Origin of the sequence: Brucella sp. TWI559, from assembly GCF_039674265.1 — a bacterium.
Lineage (GTDB): Bacteria > Pseudomonadota > Alphaproteobacteria > Rhizobiales > Rhizobiaceae > Brucella > Brucella chromiisoli.
Genome location: NZ_JBDJNE010000016.1, coordinates 36,214 through 52,789 on the forward strand (window position 1 = coordinate 36,214; position 16,576 = coordinate 52,789).

Below are 16,576 nucleotides of genomic sequence, written 5' to 3' on the forward strand. Positions count from 1 at the left end.
GGGATAATGGGTGCAACAAACAGCGAGAGCATTTCCAGCGATCCACCCAAAACAGGAAATGCTATCGGCTCGCTCCGCTCTGATCCAGACTATCCGGCTGGTCAAAATTGCGCGCACATTTGACCAGCCGGTGCCGTGGAAGACCAACAACGCGATTGTTTAATTGGACGATGTTTTTGCACCTTTCCTCTGTAAGTCTGCAAGATCAACAACAATCGCAGCAGCTTCATTCTGCAGCACATCCTTAATGTCCTTGCGCGCCTTTTCCAAAGCGATGTCATCGCTCAGGCTTCGTTCGTTTGACTGCAAGCCATCATCATTTTGACCCGGTGTACGCGCGCGCGCTGCCTGCGCCTTCATTTCGGCCCGACGTTCATCTTCATTGAGAGAAATCGTCGTTTTTTCGCGATTGAGCTTCAACGCAGAAACATCATCTGCAAAGCGCTGGAACTCGACATCCTCTTTAACGCGTGCATCGTGCTTTTCCTGCAGCAAGGGAAGGAAAGCCTTCGCCTCGCCAAAAGACTTGTGTTTCGCAGCCTTTATCTGGGTCCACGGTAAAGCATTGTCAAAGCTTGCTTCACCAACAGTTTTGAGATCGTAAAGACCCGGCAAACTTATATCGGGCGATACGCCGCGCAATTGGGTCGTGCCACCGTTCACTCTGAAAAACTGGGCAACCGTAAACTTCAACTCACCAAATTTTGGTTGCGGATTTTGTGCCACCTCGTCCAGATTGACCACCGTCTGCACAGTGCCCTTCCCGAAGCTCGGCTCACCGATAATCACACCCCGATCATAGTCCTGTATCGCAGCCGCAAAAATTTCGGATGCGGAGGCAGAACCACGATTAATCAGCACACCAAGCGGACCTTCCCACGCAGGCTTAGAGAGATCATCGCGTTCGACCTTGATTTCACCCTTTGCGTTGCGCTGCTGAACAACAGGGCCTTTTCCAACGAACAAACCAGTGAGATCAATCGCTTCACTCAATGATCCGCCGCCATTGTTACGCAGATCAATCAGAATGCCATCCACTTTTTCCTGCTTAAGCTCGCCAAGAAGCTTTGCAACGTCGCGGCTGGCACTTCTGTAGTCCTTTTCACCTTTTCGCCGCGCTTCAATATCTTCATAGAAGGCGGGAAGTGTAATGACACCAATTTTACGTGTTGCGGTGCCATCTTCTACAGACAAGACTTTCTTCTGAGCCGCCTGCTTTTCAAGGCTGATCTTATCGCGAATAAGACTGATAATCCTATGTTTACCGTCGGCTCCGGCTTCTGCAGGCAATATCTCAAGACGCACGATAGAGCCTTTGTCGCCGCGTATCAGTTTGACGACCTCATCAAGTCGCATCCCGACAACTTCCTTGATAGGCCCATCCTCGCCCTGGCCGACACCAACAATCCGATCACCAACCGCAAGCTTACCCGACAATTGCGCCGGACCACCCGCAGTCAACTCGCGAATGGTTGTAAAGTCGTCCCGATCCTGCAACACCGCGCCGATACCCACGAGGGAAAGCTTCATCGAAATATCGAATTCGGCAGCAGCATTGGCACCAAAGTAATCTGTGTGCGGATCGACAGAGGTTGTATAAGCAGCCATAAAGAGCTGGAATACGTCGTCAGCTTTGGATTGTGACGCCCGTGAAAGTAAATTTTCATAGCGTTTGGTCAGCGTATCGCGAATAGCACTATCATCTTTGCCGGCAAGTTTCAGACGCAGCCAATCATTCTTGACGCGCTTTCTCCAAAGATCATTGCGTTCCGCTTCCGTTTTGGGCCAAGATTCTTTCTTGCGATCGACCAGATAGCTCTCTTCTGCACTGAAATCGAACTTCTCATTGAGCAACTGCTCCGCATAAGACATGCGATCAGCAATGCGCTGGCTATAGATGTTAAAAATAGCAAACGGAATACTCAGATCCTGCCCCTCGATTGCATCATCAATCTGCGTGCTGCGCGTTTTAAAACTATCAATGTCAGATTGCAAAAAGATCAGCTTTTCAGGGTCGAGCATCTCGATAAAGCGATCCATGATTTTGGCTGACAATGCATCGTCTAATGGCACGGGCTTATAATGAAAACGCTGAAGAAATTCAGATGTCAGTTGAGCAGCCTGTGCCTGCTGTGGCAGCGGCTTTAGAACAGGCAGCGCACCAGCTTCTAGAGCGTTGGCAGGAGAAGCAATTGCGAGGATGAGGCAAAGAAAAGCAAATTTGATACGGAGCACGTCTATCCCGCTTTCGATTGGTGAGCATATGGCCGATGGACTATTTGAAATAATTACGGCTTTTTGGCAATCACCTATCCCAGCTTTGTGAGCACAGGTGGTTCAACACAGGCCAGAAAAGCGCGAAACGAATTACCAATGATCATGATTTAAAGATATAAACATTTCTTTATGTGATGTTGACAAGCGGCAATGCTTCCGCCAGACTGGCCATTGTTATGGTTCTTTCGTCAGATTTCAGACGGAAGCTAAGAGGGAAACCGGTGCGTTACAAACAATACCGGTGCTGCCCCCGCAACTGTAAGCGGTGAGCCTTGATCCATCATGCCACTGGAATGAAAATTCCGGGAAGGCGGATCAGAGTGCATCCCGAAAACGTGAAACAGTTTTCGGGTGAAGATGCGCGCTAAGGTGCTGACCCGCGAGCCAGGAGACCTGCCATGACAAATAACGTCCACGGGCGGGGTCTCCCGGAGTGTCGCATATCTGGTCGCTTTTTGGCGGCCTTCTGTGCACATCTGCAAGCCCACGCCCCTTTCTATGTCGGGGTATATAGCTATGTCACAAACAACAATCGCCACAGCAACACTTGCTACCGCCACGCTGGGCGTGCCGCGCATTGGCCGTCATCGTGAGCTGAAATTCGCACTCGAAGCCTTCTGGTCCGGTAAGACGTCCGAGGTGGAACTGCTCGCAATCGCAAGCGCCCTGCGCGCCGCCAACTGGACAGAACAACGCGACCGCGGCATCACGAAAATCCCATCCAATGATTTTTCGCTTTACGATCATGTGCTCGATACTGCCGTGATGGTGGGGGCGATCCCCGCGCGCTATGGCTGGTCGGGCGGCGATATATCACTTCAAACCTATTTCGCCATGGCGCGTGGGAGCGAAGGCAAAACGCACAGTGATTGCAGCTGCAACCATCAGGGTAACGGCGTAACCGCGCTGGAAATGACCAAATGGTTCGACACCAATTATCATTACATGGTGCCAGAACTTGCCGACGATCAGAACTTCGCGCTTTCCTCACGCAAACCGGTTGAGCATTTTCTTGAGGCAAAAGCGCTGGGTATCCACACGCGCCCGGTCATTCTTGGGCCAGTCACGTTCCTGAAACTGGCAAAATCCACCGCTGCGGGTTTCAACCCGATAGCGCTGCTGCCGAAACTGCTGCCCGTTTATGAAGTGCTGCTGGAGGAACTGGCGGCAGCCGGGGCAGACTGGGTGCAAATTGACGAACCAGCGCTGGTTCTGGATCTCATTCCCAATGAACGTGCTGCCTTTGAACTGGCCTATCAGCGTTTGAGCACCGCAAGCCCGGTCAAAATCCTGCTTACCAGCTATTTCGGAGACCTTGGCAGCAATCTCGAAGCAGCACTTTCCCTGCCGGTTGCGGGCCTGCATGTCGACCTTTTGCGTGGGGCAGACCAGCTTGCGGACGTTGTGAACAAAGCACGAAAAGAGCAGGTGCTTTCACTTGGCGTCATCGACGGGCGCAATATCTGGCGCGCAGATCTCAGCGCAATCATCGACCGTATACAGCCTGTGATCGACAAGCGCGGGCTGGAAACAATCGAAATCGCACCGTCCTGCTCGCTCTTGCATGTGCCGATTGATCTGGAGCTTGAAACCACTCTCGATGAAGAACTCAAAAGCTGGCTTGCATTCGCAGCGCAGAAGATCGACGAGCTTTCCATCATCGGACGCGCCCTGGCATCCGGCAAAAGCACTGTTCTATCCGAACTCAAGGCTGCAAGCGAAGCGGTCGGCGCGCGAGCCACCTCACCCCGCGTGCATAATGCAGCCGTTAAACAGCGGATTGCGAATATCACCGAGGCGCAGAAAAGCCGCCAGAGTGCTTTTGCAAAACGTCAGAAGCGACAGAACGCAAAGCTTGGCCTGCCCGCTTTTCCGACCACAACCATCGGTTCTTTTCCGCAGACCCCGGAAGTGCGCAAAGCACGCGCAGCACATAACAAAGGCGAGATCAGCAGCGCCCAATATGAAGGTTTTATTCAGCGTGAGACGGAAGCCGCAATCCGCTGGCAGGAAGAAATCGGCCTTGATGTGCTGGTGCATGGCGAGCTTGAACGTAACGATATGGTGCAATATTTCGGCGAGCAGCTTTCGGGCTTTGCTTTCACCAAGCACGCATGGGTGCAAAGCTATGGCTCGCGCTATGTCCGCCCGCCCATCATTTTCGGCGATGTCTCGCGTCCTGAACCGATGACGGTGGCATGGTGGAAATATGCACAATCGCTGACCGACAAGCCGGTCAAGGGCATGTTGACGGGCCCGGTCACGATCCTCAACTGGTCATTTGTCCGCGACGACATTCCACGCTCGGCAAGCTGCCGCCAGATTGCGCTCGCCATTCGTGACGAGGTGCATGATCTGGAAGTTGCAGGCGCCACTATGATCCAGATTGATGAGGCCGCATTGCGTGAAGGTCTGCCGCTGCGCCGCGCCGATTGGGCACATTATCTTGACTGGGCCGTCGAATGTTTTCGCCTTTGCTCGACCGGCGTTGCCGATGAAACGCAGATCCACACCCACATGTGCTATTCGGAATTCAACGATATCATCGCGGCAATTGCCAATATGGATGCCGATGTGATTTCTATTGAAACGTCGCGCTCACGCATGGAATTGCTCGAAGCCTTCAAGACCTTCAAATATCCCAATGAAATTGGGCCGGGCGTTTATGATATTCATTCGCCGCGCGTTCCGAATGTCGGTGAGATGGCTGATCTCCTGCAACTGGCCCGCAGGCAGCTTTCCGATGGCCAGTTATGGGTCAATCCCGATTGCGGCCTGAAAACCCGCAAATGGGATGAAGTACGCCCTGCCCTCGTCAATATGGTGGCGGCAGCGAAAGCGCTTCGTGCTAAACGAGCTTACTGATGCAAGCCTGCGCCGGAAGTCCGGCGTAGGTTACCCTCCGTTCACGAGTGCCAGAATAAGCTGTTCAACATTGCCGCCGGATCCCATTTCAATGCGGTCGAAATCACGGCCCTGCTGACGCTGAACGGCGACCAGCGCATTGATACGGTTAATCAGTTCGCGGCGCATTTTCTGGCATTTCGGATCGTTGGGGATGGAAAGCCCAACCGTTGTGCGGACGATCTCGCGCGTCATATCCTTGGCGGTCTCGCCATGGACAAGCTCGTGCTTGTAAATGCCGTCATAAAAGCGTTCCCAGTTTTCTTTCACTGGCGAGGAAAGCTTCTGTGATGGCTTGGGCAGCGTATAGGTGATCTTGAGTTTTGGCTTTGCTGATACAATCCGACAGCCATTGTTGGAATTGTCGAACTTGCGATCCCAGGTCAAGACAAAGGTCGTGTGCGCAATCACGCGGGATTTTCCGGCCTGTGGGCCACGCTCGCCAATGGATTCATAAAGCTGCGGACCAGTGTGGCCGGAAATCGCATAAGGTTTTATAATTTCAACGGCTTTCCAGACATCGTCTGCATAAGCCTGACCCGACAACACAACACCGGCAACAATTCCCAACACAGCTATGCGCACAACAACTCCAGGGCCAATCAGCGAAATCACTGCGTGAAAACTACAATATCATGAGTGTAAGCAGAAGCCCTTTTGCTCAGCTTTGCGGATTGACTATAACTTCATGGTTTCGTAGTTATGAAGATATGAATAGAACTCACCCAATCGACCCCGGTGTCAAAACCCATCTCGCGGCCGACAAGGCAAGTGAATTTCTCAAAGCAATTGCCAACAATCACCGGCTTATGATTCTGTGTCGGCTGTACGGAGGAGAAAAGTCGGTGGGACAGCTTGCAGAGCTGATCGGCCTACGCGACTCGACCGTTTCACAGCATCTGGCTTTGTTGCGACGTGAGGGCATTATCGCCGGGCGACGTGACGGGCAGACGATATGGTATCGCGTTGAAAGCGATATAGCGCGGCAGGTGATGGCAGTGCTTTGCACAAATTTTCAGGTCCCGGCTGAATAGCCACGACCTGACCAGGCACCACGAAACGCGCATCCCGAAAGGGTGAAACATGACCGACCAGACCATCGCCAAACGCAATATTTTCGTGCTGACCGCAGCACAGGCACTGGGTGCTTCAAGTCCACCCATCATCATTTCGCTGGGCGGTCTGGTTGGCCAGCAGCTTTCTTCCGATCCGGCACTCGTCACGCTGCCGGTGAGCCTGTTTAATCTTGGTCTCGCATTGGGCACATTGCCAGCGGCTTTCGTGATGCGGACCGTTGGACGCCGCAACGGCTATCTGTTGGGGGCGTGCTTCGGCATGGCAGCAGGCCTGATTGCAGCCCTTGGCATTTTTTCAACGTCCTTCCTGATCTTCTGTCTTGGCACGTTCACTGCTGGCTTTTATGCTGCATATGTTCAAAGCTATCGCTTTGCGGCTACCGATGCCGCAACAGGCACGCTCAAAGCGCGCGCCATTTCCTATGTGATGATCGGCGGCCTGATCGCCGCGATTATTGGCCCACAGCTTGTCATCTGGACACGTGACGCATTGCCGTCAACGCCATATGTGGGAAGCTTCCTGAGCCAGGCCGTTCTTGCGCTTCTCGCAATTCCGGTGCTCATGCTGTTTCGTTCGCCGAAAACTGCCAAATCCAACAAGGCCGCTGATAGCGGACGACCGCTCAAAGAAATTCTTTTGAACCCGCGTTACATGCTGGCTTTGGCCGCTGGCGTCGTCTCCTACGGATTGATGACGTTCGTTATGACTGCCGCCCCCATCGCCATGGTTGGCCACGGCCATTCGGTTGATCACGCGGCGCTGGGTATTCAGTGGCATGTGCTGGCAATGTTTGGGCCAAGTTTCTTTACAGGCCTGCTGATCACGCGGTTCGGCAAGGAGCGCGTTACCGCTTTGGGCCTGCTGATTATTGGTCTGTCGGCGATCGTTGCTCTCTCGGGCCTTGGTCTCAGCCATTTCTGGATTTCGCTGATCCTGCTGGGCATTGGCTGGAATTTCGGTTTCATCGGCGCAACCGCGATGGTCGCCGATTGCCACACGCCGGAAGAACGCGGCAAAGCGCAAGGCGCAAACGACTTCTTCGTCTTCGGCACGGTTGCCTGTGCGTCCTTCTTTGCCGGATCGCTCTTGCATTCATCAGGCTGGCAAACCATCAACTGGATGATATTCCCGGCGGTCGCTCTCATTCTTGTGCCGCTCTTATGGCAATCGGCACGAAAGCAGAAAGCCAATATCCCAGCATAGAAAAAAGGCCGCAGATCAATCTGCGGCCTTTTCTTCATCAGAACATGATCTTACTGTTCGATCGTGCGGTTCCAGCGGCTGTTAAGCTGCTGACGGCCTTCGTTGACGGCATCCCAATCAAGCGTATTGGCTGTCTTCATGTAGCCGTTGAATGCATCAAGTTTAGCCTGTGCTTCTGGCGTACCGGCCTTTGCTTTCAGGTTCGACGGAATGACGTTGCCGTGGTCGAGTGCCTTGCTCTGCGCATCTGCGGAAAGCAGGTAATGGGCCAGCTTCTGGCTCAGCTCCGGTTCATTATTACCAGCGAGAACACATTCAGTCACAGCGAGAATGACAGAACCTTCCTTTGGCTGTGCATATTCAACCGGAATGCCCTTGTCTTTCAGGTTGTTGACGCCGGTTGGGGTCAGCGGGAAAATTGCTGCTTCGCCAGTCTGAACCATTTCCGAAATTTTGGCCGATGACGGGATGAATTCCAGAACATTCTTGCCGATGGTGTCCGGGAATTTTTCAAAACCTGGCTCCAGGTTCTTTTCATCACCACCCTGAATGCGGTTGAACATCAAAAATGCATGCAGGCCGAAAGTCGAAGCGGAAGCTGACTGGAACACGACTGCGTTCTTGTACTTTTCATCCGCGAAATCCATCCACGAGGTAGGAGCTGCCCAACCCTTTTCGTCGAAAAGCTTCTTGTTGTAGGCAATACCGGTCATGCCCATATCAACGCCGATGGCCATATCGTCTTTCAGACGCGCGGCTGGCTGAATGTCGGTAAGAACTGCATCGTCGGTGATCTTCTGGCAAAGACCGCCATTGATCGCGCGCACCATCACACCATCATCGAGCAGCATGACATGCATCTGTGGATTGTCTTTCTGCGCGGTTGCTTTAGCGAGAATATCAGCCGACGTGCCCGGAACGACAACGACCTTCACGTTGTTGGCCTTTTCGAACTCCGGCAGAACGTGCTCGGTGTAAGCCTTCTCCATGTTGCCGCCATTCATGCCGATATAGAGCGTCTTGGTCTCAGCGGATGCAGCTGATACAAACGCGACTGACAGGCCGAGCGCCATTGCCGTCATTGCGGTAATATGTTGATTTTTCATGCTAGTTCCCTTCCATGTTAAGATTGGTATTGGTTGAAGTGAAGCGGTTGATCGAAAATGCATCGATCGGTGTTTCAGTCTCGCCCCTGATTGCAAGGTCAGCGAGAACCGCGCCGACTGCGGGCCCGGTCTGGAACCCTGCACCGTTAAAACCAAAGGCGTGATAGAGATTTTTGACGCGGGAACTCGGCCCGATAACCGGATTATCATCTGGCATTTCGGCTTCCGTTCCTGACCAGAAGCGGATCACCTGCGCATGTTCAAGATGCGGGAAAAGTTCAATCGCGCGCAGCATAACGGACGATGCCGCATTGACCGAAGGCCGCGAAAAATCCGGGTTTGCAAGCGGCGTACCGCGCCCGCCACCCATCACATAATTGCCGCGCGTGACCTGACGACCATAGAAACCGCCGCCTTCTTCGCCAAGGCTCATTGGCAGGCGATAGGGCATTGGCTCGGTCACAACCATCGACGGATAAATGCGCGTCAAAGGCACAGGCTCGCCAAACGAGGCAGCAAACTGATCCGCCCATGCGCCAGCGCAATTGAACAAAAGGCGTGAACGGATTTCGATACCATTTCCGGCGAGAATGGCAAAGCCATCGCCGGTTTCACGCGTTTCAATAACCGGGGTATTTTCCAGAACCGTTGCGCCAGCAGCCCGTGCCGCACGCGCAAAGGCCGGTGAAACCAGACGCGGATTGGCATTGCCATCTTCCGCACAAAGCGAAGCCCCCGCCACATCGCCGGGCATCCATGGGAAGCGTTCGCGCACGGCATTACCGCCAATCATTTCGACAGCAAGCCCAAGCGGCCTGACTTTGGCGGCATAGGCTTCCAGCGCTTCAAACTGGGCTTCCGTGCGTGCAAGTTTCAGATGGCCGCAACGCATATATTCGCCGTCAATGCCGATAAGTTCCGGCAGGCGCGCCCATAATTCATGCGAGCGCTGTGCCAGCGGCAATTGTTCCGGTGCGCGGCCCTGTCTGCGCACGCCACCATAATTGACACCACTTGCCTGCGCGCCGCAAAAGCCCTTATCGAGCAGGATGACCGATAGTCCGGCCTGACGCATAAAAAGTGCTGCCGACCCGCCCACAATCCCGCCACCAATAATCACCGCGTCGGCCTGAAGATGTCTCATCATGACGAAGTGCTTTCTCTGGCCGGTGCGCCAAAGCCAAGCGGGATCGGCTTGACGGGTGCCTGCGCACGAATACGCCCTGCCTCCGCAGGGGTTTTGTCCTGCATCGAGGCCAGAAGTTCTGCGGCGGCGGCACTGCACATGCGCCCCTGACAACGACCCATGCCAACACGGGTCAGTGCTTTCAGCCGGTTGATCTCGCGCGTATCGCCTTGGCTGATGACATCTTTTGCGTCACGGACCGCGATTTCTTCGCAACGACACAGCGTTACGTCGCCCGCAACCGTATCGAACCAATCACGCGGAAACGGGAAGGCTTTTTCCACGATCAGCCGCTCGCGATAAATATGGTCGAGCTTTTTCAGAAGCACGCGCTCGCGGCCTTCATCAAATGGCTTTCCCATATCGCGCAAAAGCGCAATCGCCGCCAATGCCCCGCGAATTTCAGCGGCATCGGCACCGGCAATACCTGCACCGTCGCCCGCTACATAAACACCTTCGCGGCTTGAACGGCCAAACCTGTCGGCCACAGGAAGCCATGCGCGGTCGCGTTCTTCAAAGCAAAATTCGCAACCCGCGAGATCGGCAAGCTGTGTTTCCGGACGCAGCGCAAAACCATAAGCCAGCGCATCGCATTGAGCCTCGCGAACGCGCGTGCCCGTACGATAGCGAATGCCTGTTACATGGTCATCACCAAGCACTTCATCGGGCCGCACATTATAATGGATCGGCACACCACCAAGCTTGAGACGCAGTCCATAATAAGCGCCAAGCGCCACGATGCGCGGGGCATAAAGTGCCAGATGCGCCAGATGGAATTTTGACGTGACAGGCGCTGTATCCAGCACGGCTGCAACCTTTGCGCCCGCATGGTGATATTGCCATGCCACCAGATAAAGCAGTGGCCCCGACCCCATGAAAACCACGCGCTCGCCAACAGTGCAGCCCTGTGCTTTCAGTGCCGTCTGAGATGCGCCGAGCGTATAAACACCGGGTTTGGTCCAGCCTTTAAACGGCAGAACCCGATCAGTTGCACCCGTCGCCAAAATAAGATGGCTGTAAGGCAATTGGCTATGCGCACCGCTGGTCAGCAGATCGAGACGATCCTCGGGCTCACGCGTGATATTCCACACCAGCGTTTCCGGGCGATAATCAATTGCGCCGCGAAGCGTATCAAACGTTTTGTGCAGCGCCTCAGCCTTATGGGCTTCGGAGCCATAGCGGGCACGATAGCTGCGGCCATCATCAAACGGTGGACGACGATAAATCTGACCGCCCGAACGAAAGCCCTCATCAAGAACAATCGGATCAAGGCCCGCTTTGACCAGCGTTTCGGCGGCACGAATGCCCGCAGGACCAGCGCCCACGATAACCGGATTAAGCGCCGCGCTCATCGTTGAGCCTCCGTCACAAAGGACATGCCATTTTCCAAAAGCGTTGTGCAGGCACGAAGCTTGCGACCCTCAACGGTCATGACATGACAATCCTGACACGCGCCAATCAGGCAGAAGCCTGCACGCGGTTCTCCGGTAAATTCGGTATGACGCACCTTCCCCTGCACCGAGAGAATAGCGGTCAGCACGGTATCGCCACGGCGTCCCTCGAAAGGCACGCCGTCAAGCGAAAAGCTGATCGGCTGTTCAGTCAGCCGATACCGTCTGCGGAATTGCGCCGCAGCAGGCGAAACCGGGATCGTCATGACTACCTGCTTAGCCTTTGCCCACGAGGACGCGATCAAGACCAAACAGACGGTCGATGATCACCATGGTCACGGTTGCAACGAGGATCATCAGGGCCGATACAGCCGCCATCATCGGATCGATGGATTCGCTGGCATACATATACATGCGGACCGGAAGCGTGACCGTGGAAGGCGAGGTGACGAAGATCGACATGGTCAATTCGTCAAACGAATTGATGAAGGCGAGCAACCAGCCGCCCGACAGACCCGGAAGAAGCAATGGCAGCGTGATCCGGCGGAACACCGTCCATTCACCGGCACCCAGCGTACGGGCTGCATTTTCCGCATTGCGGTCCATGCTGCTGAGTGACGCGAGAATAAGCCGCAACGCATAAGGCGTTACAACAATAACATGCGTTGCGACCAGCCAGCCAAACGAACCTGTGAGGCCCATCAGCGAGAACAGACGCAAAAATGCGACGCCCAGCACCAGATGCGGAATAATCAGCGGCGACAGAAACAGTGCGTTCAGCGCATCGCGGCCCCGGAAATTATACTGTGCAATCGCAAGGCCTGACGGAACAGCCAGCAATGTCGAAATTGTTGCCGAAAAGATTGCAAGCTTCAGCGAGTTGGAGAACGACGTCATGAAGTCGTTATGGGCAAAGACTGCCTCAAACCAGCGCAGCGAGAAACCATTCCATGGCATGGTCAGCGTGTTTTCCGGCGTGAAAGCCACCAGACACACGACAACCATCGGTGCCAGCATGAAGATGACAATCAGCGTGTGGAAGAGAAGAGCGAAAGGACCGTTCTTGACCATGGCCGTTATCCCAGCTTCTTTCTCGCCTGCCCTTCAAGCATGCGATTATAGGCGATCATGATCACAAGATTGGCGACCAGAACGATAATGGCGATAGCAGCGCCCAGCGGCCAGTTCAGCTCAATCAGGAACTCGTCATAGACGACCGTTGCCGCCATCTTGAGACGTCGACCACCAAGCAGACCCGGAATAGCAAAGGAGCTGGCCGAAAGCGCAAAGACGATCAGGCTGCCCGACAGAATGCCAAGCACAGCCTGCGGAAACACCACGCGGCGTAGGGCGGTGAAACGCGACGCACCAAGCGTGAGCGCAGCGGCTTCTACCGTTGGGTCCAGCTTTTGCAAAACCGTCCAGACAGGGATCACCATGAAAGGCAGCATGATATGCACAAGACCGATCACGATGGCTGTTTCGGTGTAGAGAATTTGCTGGGCTGGCAGGCCGACAAATTCCAGCACGCTGTTCACAAGGCCATTACGCCCCAGCAGCATGCTCCAGCCAAATGTGCGCACAACGACCGAAACCAGCAGCGGGCCAATAATCACCAACAGGAAGATCGAGCGCCAAGGTGAGCGCATATTGGACAGAATATAGGCTTCCGGCACCCCGATCAGCACGGTGATCACAGTGGTAATCAGAGCAAGCTTGAGCGTGCGCCAGAAGATGTTCAGGTAATAGGGATCCTGAAGCACCTGCGTGTAATTGGAAAGCGTGTAAATATCTTCGATGCCCTTGTCATAGCTGTAGCTATTAAACGAGAGCAGAATGGTCAGCCCCAGCGGCAAAAGCACAAGGGCGAAGAACATCAGTGTCGAAGGGGCACTCAGAAATAATGGCAGATAATTACGCCGTTCTTTCGTATCGCCCGAAGCTGTTTGCGAAACCGCACCCATGATCAGTGCGCTCCCTTGTTGAGAACCCGGCAATCCTCATGATCCCATGATAGCCCGACTTTGCTGCCTTCAATTGGCGGCGGATTGCCAAGGTTTGGCAGCGCGACCGACAGCATACCGGCTGGCGTCAGAACACCGAGCAGCCACTGCGCGCCCATGAAATAACGCGTGGTCACCTCACCGCTGACATGGCCCTGATCCGCATCGACCAGATGCACTTTTTCAGGGCGAATAAACACCGAGACCTCGCCGAAAGCAGAAGCGTCTTTTGCAGGGAAACGCACTGCCGTATCGGTCAGCTTGATATGGCCTTCACCGGCATGAGCTTTGAGGAAGTTCGATTTACCAACAAAGTTGGAAATGAAGTGGTTACGCGGATGCTCATAGAGCTTATATGGCGCATCGACCTGCGTAATCAGACCTTTTTCCATAACCACAACGCGGTCGCTGATCGACAGCGCTTCCGCCTGATCATGGGTGACCATGATGGTTGTAATGCCAACTGTGCGCTGAATGCGGCGCAGTTCGAACTGCATTTCTTCACGCAGCTGCGCATCAAGATTGGACAGTGGTTCATCGAGCAGCAGCACCGGCGGATTGATGACCAGCGCACGGGCAATGGCAACACGCTGGCGCTGACCGCCGGACATTTCTCGCGGATAACGATCAGCGAGAGCGCTCAGACGCACCAGCTCCAGCACATCGCGAACGCGTTTTTCTCGCTCGGCCTTTGGTACTTTGCGCATTTCAAGGCCGAAGCTCACATTCTGCGCAACCGTCATATGTGGGAAGAGTGCGTAACTCTGGAAGACAACACCAAGCTCGCGCTTTGCTGGAGCAAGGCTTGTGATATCACGCCCATCTAGGGTGATCGTGCCGGATGATGGCGGCACAAGACCAGCGATCATCTGCAATGTTGTTGTCTTGCCGCAGCCCGAAGGGCCGAGAAGCGAGATGAACTCTCCCTTTTCAATCTCCAGATTGAAGTTATCGACGGCTGCGAATTTGCCGTAATAACGGGAAATATTGGAAAGGGTCAAAAAGCTCATTGCGTCTCCCTCTCGGCAAGACTTCCGCCATAGGCTGGGGGGAGCGGAAGCGCCGTGATGTTGTCTCACGTCGCCTCTTCAATAGGGCTGGCTGACGGAAGCGGCTCGACCGCGCATCAAGCGCTGATCACACTTGGATCGTTAGAACACGTGTTTATCCGGTCTCGGATGCGACCGCAGCGTTCCCTTGACTGCAAGTTAAAACCGCCGACCCGCTTACAGCATCTTGTTTGATACCTTGCCGGACCTTCCCATTGGCGACGGATTTTAAATGGCAGAAAATTTTGTACGATTACAAATTATAATTTTCAATTTCGGAATAAATTATATATTTCTTTCATTATGCAAAATTTGGAAGCAATTTCATGGATGATATATCAGAGAATATGAAATCTGGTGCCGCGCTTAACTCAAGTCTGGTGAAGGCAATTCATATTCTGAAAGGTCTGGCAGCCAGCACGGAAGACGGCGTGCGGTTGATCGATCTGGCGCGCGATCTGGAACTCAGCCAGCCATCCGCCCATCGTTTGCTCAAAACACTGATTGCGGAAAATCTTGTCGAGCAGCTTCCCGACAAAAAAGCCTATCGTCTGTCGCTGGACTTTTTCGCCATGGCGGCACAGGCGCGTCAGCGCGATGGAATCCTCACCGTTGCGCGCCCCTCACTGCTGCGTCTCTCAACCACCTTCAACGATACCGTCTTTCTGCTGGTACGCAGCAATTTCGATGCCGTCTGTCTTGATCGCGTGGAAGGACCGTTTCCGATCCGCTCCTTTACCGGTGATATTGGCGGCAAGGTTCCGCTTGGCATCGGACAGGGCAGTCTTGCCATTCTGGCGTTCCTGCCGGAAGAAGAGCGCGAGGCGATCATTCGCTTCAACATGCCGCGCATTCTCGACAAGGCCACTGTCGATGAGGTGGATCTGCGTATCATGATTGAAGATGTCCGGCGCACAGGTGCCGCCACCTATAATTTCAACATGATCGACGGCATGTCCGGCCTTGGTGTTCCCGTCCTCAACCGGAGCGGTGAAGCGGTCGCAGCCCTCAGCATAGGCACACTGGCGTCGCGATTAACAGAACAACGTCAGCACACCATCACTGACCTGTTGCGCAGAGAGGCAGCCATTATCACCGAAAAACTCAACCCTTTTGATCTGACATTGCGCCATCCCAACCAGGCACTTGTGAAATAACCCATCCCTGTGAAGACGATGCCCTCGCGCCTTTGCTGACCTTAGGCCCTCGCATATTGGCTCAAACCAGAGCTTTATTCCGGTCGCCAGTCCAACAAAGCCGCGCCAGTTGAACCAGCGCGGCTTTTCAAGATTAAAAACGCTTAGTTTTTGCCGATCAAATCAGCAACTTCCCGGGCTGTTGGCGCAGCCGATCCTGCACCCGCACGCGTCACCGCAATCGCGCCAGCGGCAGAAGCAAAACGCACGCAATCATGCAACGACTGGCCTTGCGAATAGGCAACAGCGAAACCGCCATTAAAGCTATCACCTGCCGCAACCGTATCGACCACCTTCACTTTGAATGGCTCAAAATGCTTGACCTCATCCGCTGTTACCAGCAATGCACCGCGGCTGCCGAGCTTGACGATCACAATCTTCGGGCCACGCTCAAGCAACTTGCGCGCAGCCGCTTCAGCAGATGGCAGATCCGTGGGTTCGATCCCCGTTATTTCAGCCGCTTCCGTTTCATTGGGCGAAATGATCTCACTCAATGCAATCAGATCAGCCATGCGGCTTGCATCGCCCACAGGCGCAGGGTCAAGCAGCACTGTTCCGCCCGCCTCTTTCACAGCCCTTGCCACCGCAAGATTAACCTCATGCGGCACTTCACGCTGCAAAAGCGTGATCTTAGCCTTGGCAATATCAGACCGATAAGCGTCTACATCCGATGCAGACCAAAGCGCATTGGCGCCAGCACAAACGACAATCGTGTTCTGCCCCGCTTCTTCAACCTGAATAATCGCAATACCAGTATCAGCACCATCAACGGCGCGAATACTCTTGGTATTCACACCAAACTCCTGCATTTGCCTGACAGCCAAATCGCCAAAAGAATCTCTGCCGACCGCGCCGACAAAACAAAGTTCGCCACCAAGCTTGGCGATAGCAACCGCCTGATTGGCCCCCTTGCCACCAAGACCAATGCCATATCCCGACGCATTGATGGTTTGTCCCGGACGCGGCAATGCGGCCATTCGGGCGCTAACATCGACATTCACACTGCCAAAAACAAAAATTTTCAACGCAAGTTCTCCATAACTGCTCTTGCGCGCACCATAACCGCGCTTCCGCAAAACTTCCATGGAGCGCGCCACACGATGCACAAATTACAATTGCTAAAATCTGCATTAAATAGTATTAATCAAAAATTGTGCGTTAATAAAATATTTACATTTAATAAT

15 protein-coding genes and 1 riboswitch are annotated in these 16,576 nt (G+C 54.1%); of the genes, 5 read left to right on the top strand and 10 right to left on the bottom strand.

Annotation, left to right across the window (positions count from 1 at the left end; all coding sequences use genetic code 11):
- The first annotated feature begins 10 nt into the window (after positions 1-10).
- A complete protein-coding gene (locus tag ABE530_RS16245; protein WP_499695192.1) occupies positions 11-163 on the top strand; it encodes a hypothetical protein in 153 nt (50 codons plus the stop codon).
- On the opposite strand, the gene ABE530_RS16250 is transcribed toward ABE530_RS16245, so the two are convergent.
- Positions 160-2,235, bottom strand: coding sequence for a carboxy terminal-processing peptidase (locus ABE530_RS16250; RefSeq protein ID WP_265985015.1), 2,076 nt, complete (start codon positions 2,233-2,235; stop codon positions 160-162). The genes ABE530_RS16245 and ABE530_RS16250 overlap by 4 nt on opposite strands.
- Positions 2,236-2,437: 202 nt before the next feature.
- Positions 2,438-2,692, top strand: a riboswitch (cobalamin riboswitch).
- Between the two features lie 101 nt (positions 2,693-2,793).
- On the opposite strand from ABE530_RS16250, the gene metE reads away from it, so the two are divergent.
- Positions 2,794-5,142 (top strand): 5-methyltetrahydropteroyltriglutamate--homocysteine S-methyltransferase, encoded by a 2,349-nt coding sequence (metE, locus tag ABE530_RS16255; protein WP_499695193.1) that lies wholly within the window; start codon positions 2,794-2,796, stop codon positions 5,140-5,142.
- Positions 5,143-5,172: 30 nt separating this feature from the next.
- On the opposite strand, the gene ABE530_RS16260 is transcribed toward metE, so the two are convergent.
- Positions 5,173-5,760, bottom strand: a complete 588-nt coding sequence (locus tag ABE530_RS16260; protein WP_499695231.1) for a DUF922 domain-containing Zn-dependent protease — start codon at positions 5,758-5,760, stop codon at positions 5,173-5,175.
- 131 nt (positions 5,761-5,891) lie between these two features.
- Between ABE530_RS16260 and ABE530_RS16265 the strand changes: the two genes are divergently transcribed.
- Together ABE530_RS16265 and ABE530_RS16270 are read left to right on the top strand one after the other, a co-directional pair.
- The gene (locus ABE530_RS16265; RefSeq protein WP_265985012.1) at positions 5,892-6,215 is read left to right on the top strand and encodes an ArsR/SmtB family transcription factor; all 324 of its coding nucleotides are present in this window, start codon (positions 5,892-5,894) and stop codon (positions 6,213-6,215) included.
- A 49-nt stretch (positions 6,216-6,264) separates the two neighbouring features.
- Positions 6,265-7,461 (top strand): MFS transporter, encoded by a 1,197-nt coding sequence (locus tag ABE530_RS16270; RefSeq protein ID WP_499695194.1) that lies wholly within the window; start codon positions 6,265-6,267, stop codon positions 7,459-7,461.
- A gap of 50 nt (positions 7,462-7,511) precedes the next feature.
- Here ABE530_RS16270 and ABE530_RS16275 read toward each other — a convergent pair whose 3' ends face one another.
- The 7 genes from ABE530_RS16275 to ABE530_RS16305 are packed head-to-tail and all read right to left on the bottom strand — an operon-like array spanning position 7,512 to position 14,157.
- Complete coding sequence (locus ABE530_RS16275) at positions 7,512-8,567, bottom strand: ABC transporter substrate-binding protein (RefSeq protein ID WP_265985010.1); 1,056 nt, start codon at positions 8,565-8,567, stop codon at positions 7,512-7,514.
- A 1-nt stretch (position 8,568) separates the two neighbouring features.
- Positions 8,569-9,714 carry an NAD(P)/FAD-dependent oxidoreductase gene (locus tag ABE530_RS16280; RefSeq protein ID WP_499695195.1) on the bottom strand — a complete coding sequence of 382 codons (1,146 nt, stop codon included), beginning with the start codon at positions 9,712-9,714 and terminating at the stop codon, positions 8,569-8,571.
- Positions 9,711-11,105, bottom strand: a complete 1,395-nt coding sequence (locus ABE530_RS16285; RefSeq protein WP_499695196.1) for an FAD/NAD(P)-dependent oxidoreductase — start codon at positions 11,103-11,105, stop codon at positions 9,711-9,713. Before ABE530_RS16285 ends, ABE530_RS16280 begins: the two co-directional genes overlap by 4 nt.
- Positions 11,102-11,410: a (2Fe-2S)-binding protein gene (locus ABE530_RS16290; RefSeq protein WP_499695197.1), complete on the bottom strand. Its 309-nt coding sequence runs from the start codon at positions 11,408-11,410 to the stop codon at positions 11,102-11,104. The genes ABE530_RS16285 and ABE530_RS16290 overlap by 4 nt, the downstream gene beginning before the upstream one ends.
- A 10-nt stretch (positions 11,411-11,420) precedes the next feature.
- Positions 11,421-12,215, bottom strand: coding sequence for an ABC transporter permease (locus ABE530_RS16295; protein WP_499695198.1), 795 nt, complete (start codon positions 12,213-12,215; stop codon positions 11,421-11,423).
- A 5-nt stretch (positions 12,216-12,220) separates the two neighbouring features.
- Positions 12,221-13,108 carry an ABC transporter permease gene (locus ABE530_RS16300; RefSeq protein ID WP_499695199.1) on the bottom strand — a complete coding sequence of 296 codons (888 nt, stop codon included), beginning with the start codon at positions 13,106-13,108 and terminating at the stop codon, positions 12,221-12,223.
- Between the two features lie 2 nt (positions 13,109-13,110).
- Positions 13,111-14,157, bottom strand: a complete 1,047-nt coding sequence (locus ABE530_RS16305; protein ID WP_499695200.1) for an ABC transporter ATP-binding protein — start codon at positions 14,155-14,157, stop codon at positions 13,111-13,113.
- Between the two features lie 365 nt (positions 14,158-14,522).
- Between ABE530_RS16305 and ABE530_RS16310 the strand changes: the two genes are divergently transcribed.
- Entirely contained in the window at positions 14,523-15,353 is an 831-nt protein-coding gene (locus ABE530_RS16310) for an IclR family transcriptional regulator (protein ID WP_499695201.1), read from the top strand.
- 143 nt (positions 15,354-15,496) lie between these two features.
- Here the strand turns inward: ABE530_RS16310 and rbsK are convergent, their stop codons facing one another.
- Entirely contained in the window at positions 15,497-16,477 is a 981-nt protein-coding gene (rbsK, locus tag ABE530_RS16315; RefSeq protein ID WP_499695202.1) for a ribokinase, read from the bottom strand.
- Positions 16,478-16,576: the final 99 nt, after the last annotated feature.

What these genes read in the sequence shown, in the direction of transcription:
- metE (WP_499695193.1), top strand. Translation starts at nt 2,794, where the DNA reads ATGTCACAAACAACAATCGCCACAGCAACACTTGCTACCGCCACGCTG.
- ABE530_RS16265 (WP_265985012.1), top strand. Translation starts at nt 5,892, where the DNA reads ATGAATAGAACTCACCCAATCGACCCCGGTGTCAAAACCCATCTCGCG.
- ABE530_RS16270 (WP_499695194.1), top strand. Translation starts at nt 6,265, where the DNA reads ATGACCGACCAGACCATCGCCAAACGCAATATTTTCGTGCTGACCGCA.
- ABE530_RS16275 (WP_265985010.1), bottom strand. Translation starts at nt 8,567, where the DNA reads ATGAAAAATCAACATATTACCGCAATGACGGCAATGGCGCTCGGCCTG.
- ABE530_RS16280 (WP_499695195.1), bottom strand. Translation starts at nt 9,714, where the DNA reads ATGATGAGACATCTTCAGGCCGACGCGGTGATTATTGGTGGCGGGATT.
- ABE530_RS16285 (WP_499695196.1), bottom strand. Translation starts at nt 11,105, where the DNA reads ATGAGCGCGGCGCTTAATCCGGTTATCGTGGGCGCTGGTCCTGCGGGC.
- ABE530_RS16290 (WP_499695197.1), bottom strand. Translation starts at nt 11,410, where the DNA reads ATGACGATCCCGGTTTCGCCTGCTGCGGCGCAATTCCGCAGACGGTAT.
- ABE530_RS16295 (WP_499695198.1), bottom strand. Translation starts at nt 12,215, where the DNA reads ATGGTCAAGAACGGTCCTTTCGCTCTTCTCTTCCACACGCTGATTGTC.
- ABE530_RS16300 (WP_499695199.1), bottom strand. Translation starts at nt 13,108, where the DNA reads ATGGGTGCGGTTTCGCAAACAGCTTCGGGCGATACGAAAGAACGGCGT.
- ABE530_RS16305 (WP_499695200.1), bottom strand. Translation starts at nt 14,157, where the DNA reads ATGAGCTTTTTGACCCTTTCCAATATTTCCCGTTATTACGGCAAATTC.
- ABE530_RS16310 (WP_499695201.1), top strand. Translation starts at nt 14,523, where the DNA reads ATGGATGATATATCAGAGAATATGAAATCTGGTGCCGCGCTTAACTCA.
- rbsK (WP_499695202.1), bottom strand. Translation starts at nt 16,477, where the DNA reads ATGGAAGTTTTGCGGAAGCGCGGTTATGGTGCGCGCAAGAGCAGTTAT.